This is a genomic window from Streptomyces sp. NRRL S-378 (genome assembly GCF_000720645.1).
Classification (GTDB): domain Bacteria; phylum Actinomycetota; class Actinomycetes; order Streptomycetales; family Streptomycetaceae; genus Streptomyces.
This window is the reverse complement of sequence record NZ_JOBX01000023.1, coordinates 1-17,863: the sequence shown is the minus strand read 5'-3', so window position 1 is coordinate 17,863 and position 17,863 is coordinate 1. Positions and strand designations below refer to the sequence as shown.

General features: G+C 69.6%; 16 protein-coding genes and 1 riboswitch. Of the genes, 12 read left to right on the top strand and 4 right to left on the bottom strand.

The window, feature by feature from the left end; genetic code table 11:
• Window positions 1-181: 181 nt before the first annotated feature.
• Complete coding sequence (locus IH80_RS0117885; protein WP_030029080.1) at window positions 182-538, top strand: HesB/IscA family protein; 357 nt, start codon at window positions 182-184, stop codon at window positions 536-538.
• A gap of 97 nt (window positions 539-635) precedes the next feature.
• Here the strand turns inward: IH80_RS0117885 and IH80_RS0117880 are convergent, their stop codons facing one another.
• On the bottom strand, window positions 636-2,072 hold the full coding sequence (locus IH80_RS0117880) for a hypothetical protein (protein ID WP_030961604.1): 1,437 nt from the start codon (window positions 2,070-2,072) through the stop codon (window positions 636-638).
• Window positions 2,073-2,153: 81 nt separating this feature from the next.
• Window positions 2,154-2,393, bottom strand: coding sequence for a hypothetical protein (locus IH80_RS0117875; protein ID WP_030961602.1), 240 nt, complete (start codon window positions 2,391-2,393; stop codon window positions 2,154-2,156).
• 143 nt (window positions 2,394-2,536) lie between these two features.
• Between IH80_RS0117875 and IH80_RS0117870 the strand changes: the two genes are divergently transcribed.
• Window positions 2,537-3,511 carry a carbohydrate kinase family protein gene (locus IH80_RS0117870; protein ID WP_030961600.1) on the top strand — a complete coding sequence of 325 codons (975 nt, stop codon included), beginning with the start codon at window positions 2,537-2,539 and terminating at the stop codon, window positions 3,509-3,511.
• Between the two features lie 212 nt (window positions 3,512-3,723).
• Here the strand turns inward: IH80_RS0117870 and IH80_RS0117865 are convergent, their stop codons facing one another.
• A complete protein-coding gene (locus IH80_RS0117865; RefSeq protein ID WP_030961599.1) occupies window positions 3,724-5,103 on the bottom strand; it encodes a cysteine desulfurase/sulfurtransferase TusA family protein in 1,380 nt (459 codons plus the stop codon).
• A gap of 282 nt (window positions 5,104-5,385) precedes the next feature.
• Here IH80_RS0117865 and coxB point away from each other — a divergent pair, with 282 nt between their 5' ends.
• The 4 genes from coxB to IH80_RS0117845 all read left to right on the top strand — a co-directional run bounded on the left by coxB (window position 5,386) and on the right by IH80_RS0117845 (window position 9,856).
• On the top strand, window positions 5,386-6,360 hold the full coding sequence (coxB, locus tag IH80_RS0117860) for a cytochrome c oxidase subunit II (RefSeq protein ID WP_030961597.1): 975 nt from the start codon (window positions 5,386-5,388) through the stop codon (window positions 6,358-6,360).
• A complete protein-coding gene (ctaD, locus tag IH80_RS0117855) occupies window positions 6,357-8,087 on the top strand; it encodes a cytochrome c oxidase subunit I (RefSeq protein ID WP_030961596.1) in 1,731 nt (576 codons plus the stop codon). The genes coxB and ctaD overlap by 4 nt, the downstream gene beginning before the upstream one ends.
• Complete coding sequence (locus tag IH80_RS0117850; protein ID WP_030849356.1) at window positions 8,084-8,482, top strand: cytochrome c oxidase subunit 4; 399 nt, start codon at window positions 8,084-8,086, stop codon at window positions 8,480-8,482. Before ctaD ends, IH80_RS0117850 begins: the two co-directional genes overlap by 4 nt.
• 129 nt (window positions 8,483-8,611) lie before the next feature.
• Complete coding sequence (locus IH80_RS0117845) at window positions 8,612-9,856, top strand: L,D-transpeptidase (RefSeq protein ID WP_030961595.1); 1,245 nt, start codon at window positions 8,612-8,614, stop codon at window positions 9,854-9,856.
• A gap of 52 nt (window positions 9,857-9,908) precedes the next feature.
• On the opposite strand, the gene IH80_RS0117840 is transcribed toward IH80_RS0117845, so the two are convergent.
• Window positions 9,909-10,313, bottom strand: a complete 405-nt coding sequence (locus tag IH80_RS0117840; RefSeq protein WP_030961594.1) for a hypothetical protein — start codon at window positions 10,311-10,313, stop codon at window positions 9,909-9,911.
• 199 nt (window positions 10,314-10,512) lie between these two features.
• Between IH80_RS0117840 and IH80_RS0117835 the strand changes: the two genes are divergently transcribed.
• The 6 genes from IH80_RS0117835 to IH80_RS0117810 all read left to right on the top strand — a co-directional run bounded on the left by IH80_RS0117835 (window position 10,513) and on the right by IH80_RS0117810 (window position 17,746).
• On the top strand, window positions 10,513-11,133 hold the full coding sequence (locus IH80_RS0117835; protein ID WP_030036314.1) for a cytochrome c oxidase subunit 3: 621 nt from the start codon (window positions 10,513-10,515) through the stop codon (window positions 11,131-11,133).
• A gap of 76 nt (window positions 11,134-11,209) precedes the next feature.
• Window positions 11,210-12,019, top strand: a complete 810-nt coding sequence (locus tag IH80_RS0117830) for a c-type cytochrome (RefSeq protein WP_030961592.1) — start codon at window positions 11,210-11,212, stop codon at window positions 12,017-12,019.
• Entirely contained in the window at window positions 12,016-13,074 is a 1,059-nt protein-coding gene (locus IH80_RS0117825; protein WP_030961591.1) for a ubiquinol-cytochrome c reductase iron-sulfur subunit, read from the top strand. Before IH80_RS0117830 ends, IH80_RS0117825 begins: the two co-directional genes overlap by 4 nt.
• Entirely contained in the window at window positions 13,071-14,699 is a 1,629-nt protein-coding gene (locus IH80_RS0117820) for a cytochrome b (protein ID WP_030961590.1), read from the top strand. The genes IH80_RS0117825 and IH80_RS0117820 overlap by 4 nt, the downstream gene beginning before the upstream one ends.
• Before the next feature lie 164 nt (window positions 14,700-14,863).
• Window positions 14,864-15,928, top strand: coding sequence for an anthranilate phosphoribosyltransferase (gene trpD / locus IH80_RS0117815; protein ID WP_030961588.1), 1,065 nt, complete (start codon window positions 14,864-14,866; stop codon window positions 15,926-15,928).
• A gap of 86 nt (window positions 15,929-16,014) precedes the next feature.
• Window positions 16,015-16,131, top strand: a riboswitch (SAM riboswitch).
• A gap of 220 nt (window positions 16,132-16,351) precedes the next feature.
• Window positions 16,352-17,746, top strand: a complete 1,395-nt coding sequence (locus IH80_RS0117810) for an aminotransferase class V-fold PLP-dependent enzyme (protein WP_030961587.1) — start codon at window positions 16,352-16,354, stop codon at window positions 17,744-17,746.
• Window positions 17,747-17,863: the final 117 nt, after the last annotated feature.

Here is a 17,863-nt window from a genome sequence, read left to right as displayed (position 1 = left end):
GTGACGCATCAGCCCTCGATTCGTCGGGCCCACCCCCCGCGCGCGGTGTGCGAGCATGAATGTCTGAAACAAGCGTCGGGTCCCGGAATGAATCCGCGGTCCCGCTCGTTGCCACCGACGGCAAGAGTCCGACGTTTCCCCGCGCCCCGCGGGGAGCCGCCCACTTCGGGAGTGAATGCAGATGTCCGTACAGGACGACAAGACCACCGTGAGCGACGGCATCCTCCTGTCCGACGCCGCCGCCGAAAAGGTCAGGACCCTGCTGGAGCAGGAAGGCCGCGATGACCTGGCGCTCCGCGTCGCAGTCCAGCCCGGCGGCTGCTCCGGCCTGCGCTACCAGCTCTTCTTCGACGAGCGCTCCCTCGACGGCGATGTCGTGAAGGACTTCGACGGTGTGAAGGTCGTCACGGACCGCATGAGCGCCCCGTACCTGGGCGGCGCCTCCATCGACTTCGTCGACACCATCGAGAAGCAGGGCTTCACGATCGACAACCCGAACGCCACGGGCTCCTGCGCCTGCGGCGACTCGTTCAGCTGAGCCCGGACGGCACGCACGACGAGGGCCCGCCCCCGGTCGCATCCGACCGGGGGCGGGCCCTCGCGCATGTCCGGCGGGCCCGCCGGGCCCGTGGCCGCTACTGCCGCGGGAGCTCCTTGCCCGTCGTGACGTCCAGCACCTTCCGGTCGCCGAGCGGCTCCTTCAAGGTCACCGTCACGGACTTCTCCTCCGCCAGCATGATGCAGGCCTGACCCGGCTTGTTCGGCGTGTCCGTGATCTTCACCATGACCGACTCCGCCTGCTCCCGCGCCTCCACGGCGTAGGTGCTGCACGGGCTGCCCCAGAAGTTCACCGTCAGCTTCCGGTCGGCCTCCTTGTACGAGAAACCGGGCACGGTGCGACCGCTCGGACCCGGCGTGCTCTCCTTCGCGGACGCCGGCTCCGCCACCGTGTGCCCCGGCGCGCCGTCCCGGCCCGCCACCTCGAACAGCCAGGCCGGGACCAGGCCCCGCGCTCCGTCGACCGTCCCCGGAGCCAGCCCGAGCACCGCACCCTTCACCGTCTCCGTCCGCGGCGGCTTCATCGGCCGGGGTTCCGGATTGCACGGCACCGTCTCCGCCGAACCCGTCGCGGTGTCCGCAGCGAGCGGCACCGCGCTCGCGCAGCCGCTGGGGCCGGTCCCGCCCTCGGATCCGTTCGACCGCGCGTTCAGCCTGGCCAGCGCCTCCACGGCTCCGACCACCTGCTGGTCGGCCGCCCGTACCGGCGCCTTCAGCTCCCCGTTGCCGCCCACCACCGAGCCGTCGGCGCCCACGCTCACCTTGGTGGACCAGCCCTGCGTGGGCAGCCCGCCGACCACCGGATCCGCGGTCACCACCCGCACCGCACCCTGGGTGAGCCGGGCGTCCAGCTTGGCCCCCTCCTGCCCCAGGGCCTTCAGTACCGGGGCCGCGGAGGCCTTGGCGGCCTCCTCGGACACCGGCTTCCCGCTCCCGCCCGCACCGCCGGCGTCCCGCGGCAGGGTGGCGGGGCCGCAGGTGTCCTTGCCGCGCACACAGTCGTCCCCGGCGCCGTTGCCGGCACCGTCGCCGCCCGCCTGGAAGCGGTTGAAGTTCCAGGTCCCCGGGGCCGTACGGGCCACCGTCAGCCGCGGCCCGGAGCCGTCGGCGGCCTCCCCGGCCAGCCAGACGTCCCCCTCCAGCCGCGGCGCGCCCGTGATGCCCAGGGCAGCCGCCAGCCGGGCCACATCGGCCTCCGCCACCTCGCCGGACACGCTGTAGGCGGGCGCCGTGGCCGGGGCCTCGGGCAGCTTCACGTCGGCCCGGTAGACCACGCCCGCGCCCGACGGGTCCGGTTCCCCGGGGGCGATGCCCGGCCCCGAGGGGTCTCCCGCGTCACGGGGCGCGGAGGCCGCGCTGTCGCCCGTACGGCGGGCCGCACCGTCGCCCTGGGCCGCGGACGCCCAGTAGGCGGTGCCGCCGCCCGCGAGGAGGACGGCGGCTGCGATCGAGCCGACGACCCAGGCGGGCCGCCGTCGTGTGCCGCTTGACGTGCCGGGTTCTTCGCTGGTCACCGCATCGCTCCTTCACTGGTCCCGCAGTGTCTGATGCGGGTGTGACGGAACAGCGGCCCAACCGGTTCCCCTTCGTGCCTCCTACTGGTCCCCGTACGCCGCGGTGGAGGCGATCAGCCGGGCCGAGGCGGCCGGAACCCGCACCCCGTGGATCTGCGAGGCCGCCACCCGGACCGGCCGGCTGCCCTCCTCGACGCCCCAGTGCGGGGCCATCCGGGCGCAGTCCCCCAGCAGACGGGCGAAGCCGGGCCGTCCCGGGCCTTCCGCTCCGCGCCTCTCAGCGGTGTACTCGGAGTAGCCGTAACCGTCGGTATAGGTCATGCAGGCACCGTAGGCACCGGAGCTCTTGCGAAGAAAGGCCTACTAAGGGGTAGTTTCCGAGGTGGGGTGCGGGGTTCGGCCAGGGGCCACTTACCGGGTAGTTTTGACTGTCCCTCGCCGTCCTCAGCAGGAGCGTCCACGCCGTGCGCATCGCAGTCACCGGCTCCATCGCCACCGACCACCTCATGACCTTCCCCGGCCGTTTCGCCGACCAGTTCGTCGCGGACCAGCTGCACACGGTCTCCCTCTCCTTCCTCGTCGACAACCTCGACGTGCGGCGGGGCGGTGTGGGTCCGAACATCTGCTTCGGCATGGGGCAGCTCGGCATCCGCCCGATCCTCGTCGGCGCCGCCGGCTCCGACTTCGACGAGTACCGCGCCTGGCTCGACCGGCACGGCGTCGACACCGAGTCCGTCCGCATCTCCGAGGTGCTGCACACCGCGCGCTTCGTCTGCACCACGGACTCCGACCACAACCAGATCGGCTCCTTCTACACGGGCGCGATGAGCGAGGCCCGCCTGATCGAGCTGAAGTCCGTGGCCGACCGCGTGGGCGGGCTCGACCTCGTCCTCATCGGCGCGGACGACCCCGAGGCGATGCTGCGCCACACGGAGGAGTGCCGGACGCGGGGGATCCCCTTCGCCGCCGACTTCTCGCAGCAGATCGCCCGCATGGACGGCGACAACATCCGCACCCTGATGGAGGGCGCGACCTATCTCTTCTCGAACGAGTACGAGAAGGGCCTCATCGAGTCGAAGTCCGGCTGGTCGGACGAGGAGATCCTCGCCAAGGTCGGCACCCGCGTGACCACGCTGGGCTCCAACGGCGTCAAGATCGAGCGGGCCGGCGAGGACGCGATCGTCGTCGGCTGCCCCGAGGAGAACGCGAAGGTCGACCCGACCGGCGTCGGCGACGCCTTCCGCGCCGGCTTCCTGACGGGCCTGGGCTGGGGCGTCGGGCTGGAGCGCGCGGCGCAGGTCGGCTGCATGCTCGCGACCCTCGTCATCGAGACGCTGGGCACCCAGGAGTACACCCTGGCGCGCGCGCACTTCATGGAGCGCTTCACCAAGGCCTACGGCGACGAGGCCGCGGCGGAGGTCCGCGCCCACCTGGCGTGACGCCGGCGTGAGTCCCCCGGGCCCTGCCCGGACCCCACCGGCCGGGCCGACCGTGGTCCGGGCGGGGTCCGGTGGGGCCGGGCCGCCACGGCGCGAGCTCTCCCCGCCCCGCCGCTTCTCCGTCTCCCGGGCTCCGCCCGGCCCCTCCCCGGCCACCGCGGGGAGGGGCCCCCGCTCGAACGCCGGCGCGTCCGAAACGGCCCGGCCCGTCGCTACGACTGGCGGCGGACCGTGTAGGCGGTGCCGGCCGGGCGGGGGGATTCGCCCACGTACTCGTGCCCCCGCATCGCGCACCACGCCGGGATGTCCAGCCGGGCCACCTCGTCGTCCGACAGGACGGTCACCGTGCCGCCCACCGGGACCCGGCCGATGGCCCGGGCCAGCTCGATCACCGGCTGGGGGCACCGCAGCCCGAGCGCGTCGAGCTCCAGGGACTCCGCCACCGGAGCCACCGCGGGCGCCTCCGACACGCCGAGCCGCTCCCGTACGCCCGCCACCACACCCGGCAGCACGTCCAGGAACGCGTTGACCTCCTCGGCCGGGGTGCCCGGCGGCAGGGACACCCGTACGTTCCCCTCCGACAGCACGCCCATCGCCCGCAGCACGTGACTGGGGGTCAGCGTGGAGCTCGTGCAGGAGGAGCCGGAGGACACCGAGAAGCCGGCCCGGTCGAGCTCGTGCAGCAGTGCCTCCCCGTCGACGTACAGGCAGGAGAAGGTGACCAGGTGCGGCAGCCGCCGGTCCGCGTCGCCGACCACCTCCACGTCCGGGACCAGCCGCACCACCCGCCGCCGGATGCGGTCCACCAGGACCCGCAGCCGGGCCGCCTCCGCGTCCGCCTCCGCCCGTACGGCCCGCAGGGAGGCCGCCGCCGCCACGATCGCGGGAAGGTTCACGAAGCCGGGGGAGCGCCCCGACTCCCTTTCGTCCGCGGGGCCTTGGGACGAGAAGCGCACCCCCTTGCGGACCGCCAGCAGGCCGACCCCGGGCGGACCGCCCCATTTGTGCGCACTCGCCGCCAGGACCGACCAGGCGCCCTCCACCGGACCCCAGGCCAGCGACTGCGCCGCGTCCACCAGCAGCGGCACCCCGGCCGCCCCGCAGACCTCGGCGACCTCGGCCACCGGCTGGACGGTGCCCACCTCGTGGTTGGCCGACTGGAGGCAGGCGAGGGCGGTCGCCGGGGTCAGCGCGTCGGCGTACCCGGCGGCGGACGCCGCGCCCGACCGGTCCACCGGCACCTCGGACACGCTTCCGCCGCGCGCCTCGTGCGCCGCCGCCGCATGCAGTACAGAACTGTGTTCGACCGCTGATACGACCAGATGACCGCCGACACGTCGCCGCCCGGCGAGGACGCCCGCGATGCCCGAGTGAACCGCGTGCGTCCCCGAAGGAGTGAACACGAGCTCGTCGGCGCGGCATCCCACCGCCTCGGCGGCGGCCTCCCGCGCCGCGTCCAGGAGCAGCCGGGCGCGCCTGCCCTCCCGGTACAGCCTGGCCGGATCGGCCCAGCCCTCGTCCAGGGAGGCCTGCAACGCCTGCCGGGCCACGGGGTGCAGGGGAGCGGCGGAAGCGGTGTCGAAGTACGGCATCCGGCCACGCTAACGCCGACCCCGAGCGTTCGAGGTCAGGGGGCGTCAGATGGGCCCCGGAGCCCGCCGTTCAGGGCCGCGTCCACCGTCCCCCGTACGGCGGATCCATCCCTTCGGGGGCAGTAGCGGCGCGTTGGGCACCCTCCCCGCGCGACCCCAAATAGCGTCCAGTAGGGTTTGGTCCGCATAAACATCCAAACCCCTGCCTGCGTCAGGGCCGGCGACCGACCCGAACACGGCCGCGGCCGGCCGCGCGGGCCGAGACTCTCGGGAAGGCGCTACGTGAGTCCCTACGGCTCCGACCGCTCGCCGCGGCGCCCGATGCGGCGGAAGCTGCTGCAGGCGCTGACTGCGGGCGTGGTCCTGGCGACCGCCACTGGTTGCTCGTATACATGGAAAGACTTCCCCCGCCTCGGAATGCCGACTCCGGTAACCGAGGAGGCGCCGCGCATCCTCTCCCTGTGGCAGGGATCCTGGGCGGCCGCGCTCGTCACGGGCATCCTGGTATGGGGCCTGATCATCTGGAGCGTCATCTTCCACCGGCGCAGCCGGACGAAGATCGAGGTCCCGGCGCAGACCCGGTACAACATGCCCATCGAGGCGCTGTACACGGTGGTCCCGCTCATCATCGTCTCGGTGCTCTTCTACTTCACCGCGCGTGACGAGTCGAAGCTCCTCGCCCTCACCCCGAAGCCGCCGCACACGATCAACGTGATCGGCTTCCAGTGGAGCTGGGGCTTCAACTACATCGAGAACGTCGACGGCGACGCGGCCACCCCGAAGGCGGGTGCGGTTCCCAAGGAGCTCGCCTCCATCCCGGACCGCTTCACCAAGGACTTCCCGGCGGGCGCCGAGGGCGTCTACGAGAAGGGCGTCCCGAGCGACCGCAACCCGCAGACGGGCAACCCGGGTCCGACCCTGGTCCTCCCCAAGGGTGAGAAGGTCCGCTTCATCCTGTCGTCCAACGACGTCATCCACTCCTTCTGGGTGGTCCCCTTCCTGTTCAAGCAGGACGTCATTCCGGGCCACACCAACGTCTTCGAGGTCGTCCCCAGCCAAGAGGGCACCTTCATGGGCAAGTGCGCCGAGCTCTGCGGCGTCGACCACTCCCGGATGCTCTTCAACGTCAAGGTCGTCTCCCCCGAGGAGTACAAGGCGTACCTGAAGGAGCTGGCGGAGAAGGGTCAGACCGGCTTCCTCCCCGCCGGTATCAAGCAGACCGACCCGGCCCGGAATGCGGAAGTGAACAAACTGTGAGCATCCTCAACGAATCCCAGGGTGCCGCCGCAGCTGACTCGTACGAGAACGAGCTGCCGGTGCGGCGCAAGCAGCCGGGCAACGTGGTCGTGAAGTGGCTCACCACCACCGACCACAAGACCATCGGCACGATGTACCTGGTCACCTCGTTCGTGTTCTTCATCATCGGCGGTCTGCTGGCGCTCTTCATGCGTGCCGAGCTGGCCCGTCCGGGCACGCAGATCATGTCGAACGAGCAGTTCAACCAGGCGTTCACCATGCATGGCACGATCATGCTGCTGATGTTCGCCACCCCGCTGTTCGCGGGCTTCGCCAACTGGATCATGCCGCTGCAGATCGGCGCGCCCGACGTGGCGTTCCCGCGGCTGAACATGTTCGCGTACTGGCTGTACCTCTTCGGCTCGACCATCGCGGTGGCCGGCTTCGTGACGCCGAACGGCGCCGCCGACTTCGGCTGGTTCGCCTACTCCCCGCTGTCGGACGCGGTCCGCTCGCCGGGCATCGGCGCCGACATGTGGATCATGGGTCTGGCCTTCTCCGGCTTCGGTACGATCCTGGGCTCGGTCAACTTCATCACCACGATCATCTGCATGCGCGCTCCCGGCATGACGATGTTCCGCATGCCGATCTTCACCTGGAACGTGCTGCTGACCGGTGTCCTGGTCCTGCTCGCCTTCCCGGTCCTGGCCGCCGCGCTCTTCGCGCTGGAGTCCGACCGCAAGTTCGGCTCGCACGTGTTCGACAGTGCCAACGGTGGAGCACTGCTCTGGCAACACCTCTTCTGGTTCTTCGGACACCCAGAGGTGTACATCATCGCGCTGCCGTTCTTCGGGATCGTCTCCGAGATCATCCCGGTCTTCTCGCGCAAGCCGATGTTCGGTTACATCGGTCTGATCGCCGCGACGATCGCGATCGCCGGTCTCTCGGTGACCGTGTGGGCCCACCACATGTACGTCACCGGCGGTGTGTTGCTGCCGTTCTTCTCCTTCATGACCTTCCTGATCGCGGTACCGACCGGTGTGAAGTTCTTCAACTGGATCGGCACCATGTGGAAGGGCTCGCTGTCCTTCGAGACCCCGATGCTCTGGACGATCGGCTTCCTGGTCACCTTCACCTTCGGTGGTCTGACCGGCGTCATCCTGGCCTCGCCCCCGATGGACTTCCACGTCTCCGACTCGTACTTCGTCGTCGCCCACTTCCACTACGTCGTCTTCGGCACCGTGGTGTTCGCGATGTTCGCCGGCTTCCACTTCTGGTGGCCGAAGTTCACGGGCAAGATGCTGGACGAGCGCCTCGGCAAGATCACGTTCTGGACGCTGTTCATCGGTTTCCACGGCACCTTCCTGGTGCAGCACTGGCTGGGCGCCGAGGGCATGCCGCGTCGTTACGCGGACTACCTCGCGGCCGACGGCTTCACCACGCTGAACACGATCTCCACGATCAGCTCCTTCGTGCTGGGCCTGTCGATGCTGCCGTTCATCTACAACGTGTGGAAGACGGCCAAGTACGGCAAGAAGATCGAGGTCGACGACCCGTGGGGCTACGGCCGTTCGCTCGAATGGGCGACGTCCTGCCCGCCGCCGCGGCACAACTTCCTCACGCTGCCGCGCATCCGTAGCGAGTCGCCCGCGTTCGACCTCCACCACCCGGAGATCGCTGCGCTCGACCACCTTGAGGACCACGGCGCCAAGGCGGCCGTCACCGGTGGCAAGGAGGCCGGCAAGTGAAGATCCAGGGCAAGATGTTCCTCTGGCTCTCCTTCTTCATCCTGATCATGGCCGTCGTGTACGGCGTGTGGTCGAAGGAGCCCGTCGGAACCACCGCGCTCTTCCTGGCCTTCGGCCTGAGCGTCATGATCGGCTACTACCTGGCCTTCACGGCCAAGCGCGTCGACGAGATGGCCCAGGACAACCTGGAGGCCGACGTCGCCGACGAGGCCGGCGAGCTGGGGTTCTTCTCCCCGCACAGCTGGCAGCCGCTCTCGCTGGGCATCGGTGGCGCGCTCGCCTTCATGGGCGTCATCTTCGGCTGGTGGCTCATGTACTTCTCGGCCCCGATCATCCTGATCGGCCTGTGGGGCTGGGTGTACGAGTACTACCGCGGTGAGAACGCGAACCAGTAGTCGAAAGCAGTGACGCGCGGCCCGGCCGCGCACCACGTGGGGCCCGGACACCTCTTCGGAGGAGTCCGGGCCCCTCGTTTGCAGTCACCCCGCGCGCCGTAATTGTCATATCTTCATAGCGTTGGCCCCATGAAGCACTCACCGCGTCTTTGGACGGTACTCAGCTGCTCCCTGCTGGTCGCGTCCCTCGGGGCCGGCGCCACCGCATGCGGGTCCGGCGACAACCCGCTGTCGGCCCGCCCGGTCGACGCGGGCGAGCAGGTCGCCTTCAACCAGACCGCGGGCAGCCGCCCCGTCGACCCCAACCGGCCCCTGGAGATCACCGCCAAGAGCAGGGGCAGCCGGATCACCGACGTGACGGTCGTGGACACCCACGGCCGCCGCCTGGCGGGCGAACTCAGCGCCAAGGGGGACCGGTGGCACAGCACCGTCCCCATGGCCGCAGGCGTCCGCTACACCGTCACCGTGAGCACGGAGGACCAGCGGGGCACCCCGGGCCAGCGCACGATGGCCTTCGACACCACCCCGTCCAAGGGCGTCCTGAAGGTCGAATTCGGCCCGGAGGAGGGCAAGTACGGCGTCGGGCAGCCCATCACCGCCGACCTCAGCGAGCCCGTCAAGGACAAGGCCGCACGCGCGGTCGTCGAACGGGGCCTGATCGTCGACACCCCGGCCGGGGTCGAAGGCGCCTGGCACTGGGTCGACGACAAGAAGCTGCACTACCGCCCGAAGGACTACTGGCCCGCCAACACCAGCGTCTCCGTACGGAGCAACCTGGAGGGCATCAAGATCACCGACGACCTCCACGGGGCCGCCGCCAAGCCGCTGAAGCTGGAGATCGGCGACCGCGTCGAGGTCACCACCGACGCCTCCGCGCACTGGCTGACCTTCAAGCGCAACGGAGAAGTGATCAATTCCATCCCGGTCACCACCGGCAAGCCCGGGTTCTCCACCCGGAACGGCATCAAGGTGGTGCTGGGGAAGCAGTACTACGTACAGATGCGCGGGGACACCGTCGGCATCGGCGGCAGCGAGTACTACAACCTGCCCGTCTACTACGCCACCCGCGTCACCTGGAGTGGTGAATACGTCCACGCCGCCCCGTGGTCCGTCGGCTCGCACGGCTACGCCAACGTCAGCCACGGCTGCACCGGCATGAGCACCGGCAACGCCGCCTGGTTCTACGAGAACATCACCGAGGGCGACATCGTCCAGGTGATCAACAGCATCGGCGACGACATGGACATCTTCGGCAACGGGTTCGGGGACTGGAACATGGACTGGAAGGACTGGCGCGAGGGCAGCGCCCTCCTCAAGGGCACCCAGGAAGGCCGCAGCCACATCGACCAGGCGCGCCTCAGGCCGACGGTCTGACCCACCGGGCCCCCGGACGCGGTCCGGGGGCCCGGCGGGCGCACCGCGGGCGTCAGGCCGCCGAGGAGGACAGCCTCGCCCGCAGCAGGCCCGCCAGGGCGTCCGCGAACTCCACCGGGTCCACCGGAAGGGTCACCGCGGCGTCCGCGCGGCTCCACGTGGCCAGCCAGGCGTCCTGGGGACGCCCCATCAGCAGCAGCACCGGGGGACACCGGAAGATCTCGTCCTTGATCTGCCGGCACACACCCATGCCGCCGGCCGGAACCGCCTCGCCGTCCAGCACGCACACGTCGATGCCGCCCGCGTCCAGCTCCGACAGGACAGCCGGCAGGGTCGCGCACTCCAGGAACTCCACCGGCGGCAGATCCGCGGCGGGACGGCGGCCCGCCGCCAGTCTCACCTGCTCCCGGGTGCCCGCGTCGTCGCTGTAGACCAGAACCCGCGCAGTCGCCCGCATTTCGATCCTCCACGTGTCCCATGAATCACGTTGATGTTGCGCGGGATGCTACTCCTCCCGCCGCCCTGTCAACATCGGTTCGGACATGTGCACGGGGCCGTTCGGAGAGGTCATCTGATGGGCCGTTCGGGCCTTGCACACGCCCCTGACACTCCGAACGGCACCCCCCGGGGTGAGGGCGGGATAAGCGACCGACATAATGTCGGTCGTGGCGACAGCAACGACAGTAGATACCGGGCACGCGCACCCGACGGTCAACCGGCCGAACCTCGTCAGCGTCGGAACCATCATCTGGTTGAGTTCCGAGCTGATGTTCTTCGCGGCCCTCTTCGCGATGTACTTCACCCTGCGATCCGTGACGGGTCCCGAGTACTGGACAGAGCAGGCCTCGGCCTTGAACCTGCCCTTCTCGGCGACGAACACGACGATCCTGGTGCTTTCCTCCCTCACCTGCCAGCTCGGCGTATTCGCCGCGGAGCGCGGTGACGTGAAGAAGCTCCGGACGTGGTTCATCATCACGTTCGTCATGGGTGCGATCTTCATTGGCGGCCAGGTGTTCGAGTACACCGAGCTGGTCAAGCACGAGGGCATGAGCCTCTCGTCCGGTCCGTACGGCTCGGTCTTCTACCTGACCACCGGCTTCCACGGTCTGCACGTGACGGGCGGTCTCATCGCCTTCCTGCTGGTCCTCGGCCGGACGTACGCGGCCAAGAGGTTCACCCACGAACAGGCCACGTCGGCCATCGTCGTGTCCTACTACTGGCACTTCGTCGATGTCGTCTGGATCGGCCTCTTCGCCACGATCTACCTGATCAAGTAGCGAACACGTCACCGGGTCCGACCCGGCACTCCATCCAGACACACCGACGCAGAAGATCCTGACACCGGGGTAATCCGTGAAAAAGCTCTCCGCACGACGACGCCATCCGCTGGCGGCGGTCGTCGTTCTACTCCTCGCGCTGGCGGCCACTGGGGGGCTGTACGCCGCCTTTGCTCCCGCGGGCAAGGCGCAGGCCGATGAAACCGCCCAGTCCCTCGCCATCGAGGAGGGCAAGAAGCTCTACGCCGTGGGTTGCGCAAGCTGCCACGGAACCGGCGGTCAGGGTTCCTCTGACGGCCCGAGCCTGGTCGGCGTCGGCTCCGCGGCCGTCGACTTCCAGGTGAGCACGGGCCGCATGCCCGCCCAGCAGCCCGGCGCCCAGGTGCCGAAGAAGCCGGTCATCTACACCCAGGCGCAGATCGACCAGCTGGCCGCGTACATCGCCTCCCTCGGCGCCGGCCCCATCACGCCGACCGAGAAGCAGTACGACCCGGCGGATGCCGACATCGCCAACGGTGGTGAGCTGTTCCGCAACAACTGCGCGCAGTGCCACAACTTCACCGGTGAAGGCGGCGCGCTGACCAACGGCAAGTACGCCCCCAACCTTGAGGACGTCTCGCCGAAGCACATCTACGAGGCCATGCAGACCGGCCCGCAGAACATGCCCTCCTTCCCCGACAGCACCATGCCGGAGAAGCAGAAGAAGGACATCATCGCGTACCTCCAGAACGTGAACGGTGACAAGTCGACCAACCCCGGTGGTCTCAAGCTCGGTGGCCTCGGCCCCGTCTCCGAGGGTCTGTTCGGCTGGATCTTCGCTCTGGGTGCGCTGATCGCTGTCGCCATCTGGGTCGCGGCCCACACCGCTAAGGCCAAGAAGTCATGAGTAGCCAAGAGATTCCCGAAGAGAAGCACCTGCCGAGTGAGCAGGGCGACGCCCACCACGGTGGCGTAGCAGTGGCGGACGACCCGTTCGCCGACCCGGGCCTGCCGGTCCACAAGCCGCGCATCCAGGACATCGACGAGCGTGCGGCGAAGCGCTCCGAGCGCACCGTCGCCATGCTGTTCACGCTGTCGATGCTGGCCACGATCGGCTTCATCGCCTCGTACGTGATCTTCCCGGTCGACAAGATCGTCTTCATCTTCCCGCTCGGGAAGGTCAGCGCGCTCAACTTCGCCCTGGGCATGACGCTGGGCACGGCCCTCTTCTGCATCGGCGCGGGCGCGGTCCACTGGGCCCGCACCCTGATGTCCGACGTCGAGGTCGCCGACGACCGCCACGAGATCGCCGCGTCGCCGGAGGTCAAGGCGAAGGTCCTGCAGGACTTCGCCGACGGCGCCAACGAGTCCGGCATCGGCCGCCGTCCGCTGATCCGCAACACGATGCTCGGCGCGCTGGCCATGCTGCCGCTCTCCGCCGTCGTGATCATGCGCGACCTGGGCCCGCTGCCCGAGGACAAGCTGCGCCACACCATGTGGGCCAAGGGCAAGCTGCTCATCAACCAGAACACGATGGAGCCGCTGCGTCCCGAGGACGTGCTCGTCGGTTCGCTGACGTTCGCCATGCCCGAGGGCCTGGACGAGCACCAGCACGACTTCCAGACGCAGATCGCCAAGGCCGCCCTGATGATCGTCCGCATCCAGCCGGACGACATCAAGGACAAGAAGGAACTCGAGTGGTCCCACGACGGGATCGTGGCCTACTCGAAGATCTGCACCCACGTCGGCTGCCCGATCAGCCTGTACGAGCAGCAGACGCACCACGTGCTCTGCCCGTGCCACCAGTCCACCTTCGACCTCTCCGACGGCGCCCGCGTCATCTTCGGCCCGGCCGGTCACGCCCTTCCGCAGCTGCGGATCGGCGTGAATGACGAAGGCTTCCTCGAAGCGCTCGGCGACTTCGAAGAGCCCGTCGGTCCTGCATTCTGGGAGCGCGGATGAGCACCGCCAATGACACCAAGGCGCGCAAAGCGCCGGCCGGCGAGCGCGTAGCGGACTGGGCGGACGGCCGCCTGGGCATCTACAGCCTGGCCAAGGCCAACATGCGCAAGATCTTCCCGGACCACTGGTCCTTCATGCTGGGTGAGATCTGCCTCTACAGCTTCATCATCATCATCCTCACGGGTGTGTACCTGACGCTGTTCTTCCACCCGAGCATGAACGAGGTGGAGTACCACGGCAGTTACGTCCCCATGCAGGGCGTGCTGATGTCCGAGGCCTTCGCCTCGACGCTCGACATCAGCTTCGACGTCCGCGGTGGTCTGCTCATCCGCCAGATCCACCACTGGGCGGCGCTGATCTTCGTCGCGGCGATGATCGTGCACATGATGCGCGTCTTCTTCACCGGCGCGTTCCGCAAGCCGCGCGAGGTCAACTGGATCTTCGGCTTCCTGCTGCTGGTCCTCGGCATGTTCACCGGCTTCACCGGTTACTCGCTGCCGGACGACCTGCTCTCGGGTACCGGTGTCCGCTTCATGCAGGGCGCCATCCTGTCCGTCCCGGTCGTCGGCACGTACCTGTCGATGTTCCTGTTCGGCGGCGAGTTCCCGGGCGGCGACTTCGTCGCGCGCTTCTACTCGGTGCACATCCTGCTGCTGCCCGGCATCATGATGGGCCTCCTCGTGGCCCACCTGATCCTGGTCTTCTACCACAAGCACACCCAGTACGCGGGCCCCGGCAAGACGAACAACAACGTCGTCGGCATGCCGCTGCTGCCGGTCTACATGGCCAAGGCCGGAGGCTTCTTCTTCCTGGTCTTCGGTGTCATCTCGGTCGTCGCCGCGGTCGCCTCGATCAACCCGATCTGGGCCCTCGGCCCGTACCGCCCGGACCACGTGTCCACCGGTGCGCAGCCCGACTGGTACATGGGTATGCCGGAAGGCCTGATCCGTGCCATGCCCGGCTGGGAGATCAACCTGTGGGGCCACACGCTCGTCCTGGGCGTGTTCATCCCGCTGATCCTCTTCCCGCTGGTCCTCGGCGCGATCGCCGTCTGGCCGTTCATCGAGTCCTGGGTCACCGGCGACAAGCGCGAGCACCACATCCTGGACCGCCCGCGCAACGTCCCGACCCGTACGGCCTTCGGTGTCGCCTGGATCGCGGAGTACATCGTGCTCCTCATCGGCGGCGGCAACGACATGTTCGCCCAGTACTTCCACCTGTCGATCAACTCGATCACGTGGTTCGTCCGGATCGGCTTCTTCGTCGTCCCGGTCCTCGCCTTCATCGTCACCAAGCGGATCTGCCTCGGCCTCCAGCGCCGGGACCGGGACAAGGTGCTGCACGGTCGCGAGACCGGCATCATCAAGCGCCTGCCGCACGGTGAGTTCGTCGAGGTCCACGAGCCGCTCCCGCAGGGCACCCTGCACACCCTCACCGCGCACGAGCAGTACAAGCCGGTCGAGATCGGCCCGACGGTCGACGAGAACGGTGTCGAGCGCAAGGTGAAGGCCACCGAGAAGCTGCGCGCGAAGCTCAGCAAGGGCTTCTACGCCGAGGGCAACCAGATCCCCAAGCCCACGGTGGAGGAGTACAAGGAGATCCAGTCCGGCCACGGCCACCACTGATCCCCTGCACCACCGCATGAGGGACTGATTTCGGTCAGTCCTGGTGTCGCCACGGCGAGAGCCCCGTCCAGTGTCTGGACGGGGCTCTTTGCCGTAACCGGGGCTGGATAGGCTGATCTCCGACCCATCCGACGTGGAACCCCCATCAACAGCAGGAGCGGACCATGAACGTTGCGACCCCGGCAGGCGGCGACAGCGTGGCGGCCCGTGGCTGGCCGGGCGTCCTCGACGCCCTGCTGACCGGCCAGGACCTGAGCGCCGACGACACCGCCTGGGCCATGGACCGGATCATGCGGGGGGAGGCCACCGACGCCCAGATCGCCGGCTTCGTGGTGGCCCTGCGGGCCAAGGGGGAGACGGTCGCGGAGATCAACGGCCTCGTACGGGCCATGTACGAGCACGCCAACCTGATCGAGGTGCCCGGCCGGACCGTCGACATCGTCGGCACCGGCGGCGACGGGGCCAAGACGGTGAACATCTCCACGATGTCCGCGGTCGTGGTGGCCGGAACCGGCGCCAAGGTCGTCAAGCACGGCAACCGGGCCGCCTCCTCCGCCAGCGGTTCCTCGGACGTCCTGGAGAAGCTCGGCGTCAACCTGGACCTGAGCACCGCACGGGTCGTCGAGGTCGCCGAGGAGGCCGGCATCACCTTCTGCTTCGCGGTGAAGTTCCACCCCGCCCTGCGGCACGTCGCCGGAGCCCGCCGGGAACTGGGCATCCGGACCACCTTCAACATCCTCGGCCCGCTGACCAACCCCGCCCGCGTCCGGTCCCAGGCCACGGGCGTGGCCGACCCCCGGATGGCCCCCATCGTGGCCGGCGTGCTCGCCGAGCGCGGCTCGTCCGCCCTGGTCTTCCGCGGCGACGACGGCCTCGACGAACTGACCACCACCGCGACCTCGCGGGTCTGGTGGGTCCGGGACGGCAAGGTCTCCGAGCAGTCCTTCGACCCGCGTGACGTCGGCATCCCGCTGGTCGACGTCTCCGCCCTGGCCGGCGGTGACCCCTCGTACAACGCGGACGTGGCCCGCCGCCTGCTGGCCGGCGAGACCGGACCGGTACGCGACGCCGTGCTGCTGAACTCCGCCGCCGCACTGGTCGCCCTGGACCCGGGCACGGGCACCCTGGAGGAGCAGATCGCGGCCGGCATCACCCGCGCGGCCGAGTCGATCGACTCCGGTTCCGCCCGGGCCGCACTGGAGCGCTGGGTGACGGCCAGCAACGCCTGATCCGGCACCCGGATCGAGCCAAACCCCGGTCCACCATGCGGACCGGGGTCTTGTGCTCGGAGGATCTTGTGGCAGGATGCAGACCAGGTCACGAGTGACAGCGTTTAGGCCCCGGCTTGCTGTCCGGCAACCCTCCTTCCGTGGCGGGGTGCCCCGGGTGATGACCAGGTCGTAGGCAGCAAGGCCTACGGCAAGCGCGGATCCCTCGACACCAGGGGTCCTGGTCTCTCGAGGAGCGTTTTCCGTGAGCAAGCGAATGCGATAGGGCGACTGCCGCCCCTACTTCACCCTCGGACCAGGGTCACTTCGGCGTACCCCGACAGTCCCGTCCGAGGACCCCCCCGTACCCCGGACGGCCGCAGCGCCGTACCCGCGTACGGGCACACCGAAGCCATTCAGCCCTGCCTGCCGGGAGATACCGCCATGTCCGCGTCCCTGAACGCCGCCGCCGCCGCCGCCACCGCCACCACCACCGCCCAGGACCCCGCCCGTACCGAGCCGCTCGCCGTCCTCGGCCGTGACGTCACCGTCCCGCTCGTCACCGGCGGCGAGGTCACCTACGCGGCCCTCGACTACGCGGCCAGCGCCCCCGCCCTCCAGCGCGTCTGGGACGACGTGGCCGCCTACGCCCCCTACTACGGCAGCGTCCACCGCGGCGCCGGGTACCTCTCGCAGCTGTCCACCGACCTCTTCGAGCAGAGCCGGGCCACGGTCGCCGAGTTCCTCGACTGCCGCCCCTCCGACCAGGTCGTCTTCACCCGCTCCACCACCGACTCCCTGAACCTGCTCGCGGCGGTGATTCCCGCCGACTGCCAGGTGTTCGTCTTCGAGACCGAGCACCACGCCTCGCTCCTGCCGTGGACGAACGCGCAGGTCAGCTACCTCAACGCGCCGCGGACCCCCGACGAGGCCGTCGCCACCCTGGAGCGGGCGCTCGCCGACCGCGACCCCTACGGCCCGGCGCTCGTGTGCGTCACCGGCGCGTCCAACGTCACCGGCGAGCTGTGGCCGGTGAAGGAACTCGCCGCCGCCGCGCACGCCCACGGCGCGCGGATCGTCCTGGACGCCGCCCAGCTGGCCCCGCACCACCCCGTCTCCGTGCGCGACCTCGGCGTCGACTGGGTCGCCTTCTCCGGGCACAAGCTCTACGCGCCCTTCGGCTCGGGCGTCCTCGCCGGCCGCGCCGACTGGCTGCAGCAGGCCGAGCCGTACCTGGCCGGCGGCGGGGCCTCCCGCAAGGTCTCCCGCCGCGAGGACGGCGGCGTGGACGTCGAGTGGCACACCACGGCCGCCCGCCACGAGGCCGGCTCCCCGAACGTCATCGGCGTCTACTCCATCGCCTCCGCCTGCCGGGCCCTGACCGAGGCGGGCTTCGAGAACCTGGTGGCGCGCGAGCAGCAGCTCGTGGCGCGGGTCCGCGAGGGCCTCGCCGAGGTCCCGGCCGTGCGGGTCCTGTCCCTCTTCGGGGACGACGCCCCGCGGGTCGGCGTCATCTCCTTCGTCGTGGACGGCTGGAACAGCTCCCACTTCGCCGCCGCCCTCTCCGCCGAGTACGGGATCGGCGTACGGGACGGCCTGTTCTGCGCCCACCCGCTGGTGCGGACCCTGCTGGGCAACGAGCCGCAGGCGCAGGGCGAGTGCGGGGCCCCGGAGGCCGCCCCGGGCGAGCGGTCGCTGAACGCGATCCGCGTCAGCTTCGGCGCGGGCACCCCGGACGAGCACGTCGAGCGCTTCGTGCGGGCGGTGAAGGAACTCGTCGCGGACGGCGCGAAGTGGCAGTACCGCACGGAGGAAGGCCGCTGCGTGCCCGCGGTCTGAGGCTGCCCCTGCGGTGTCCCCTGCGGGGTTGCTCGGCGGTGTCCCCCTGCGGGGGGTGCTCGGTGGTGTGCTGCGCTGTGCGGGAGCTGTCTCTTATACACATCTCCGAGCCCACGA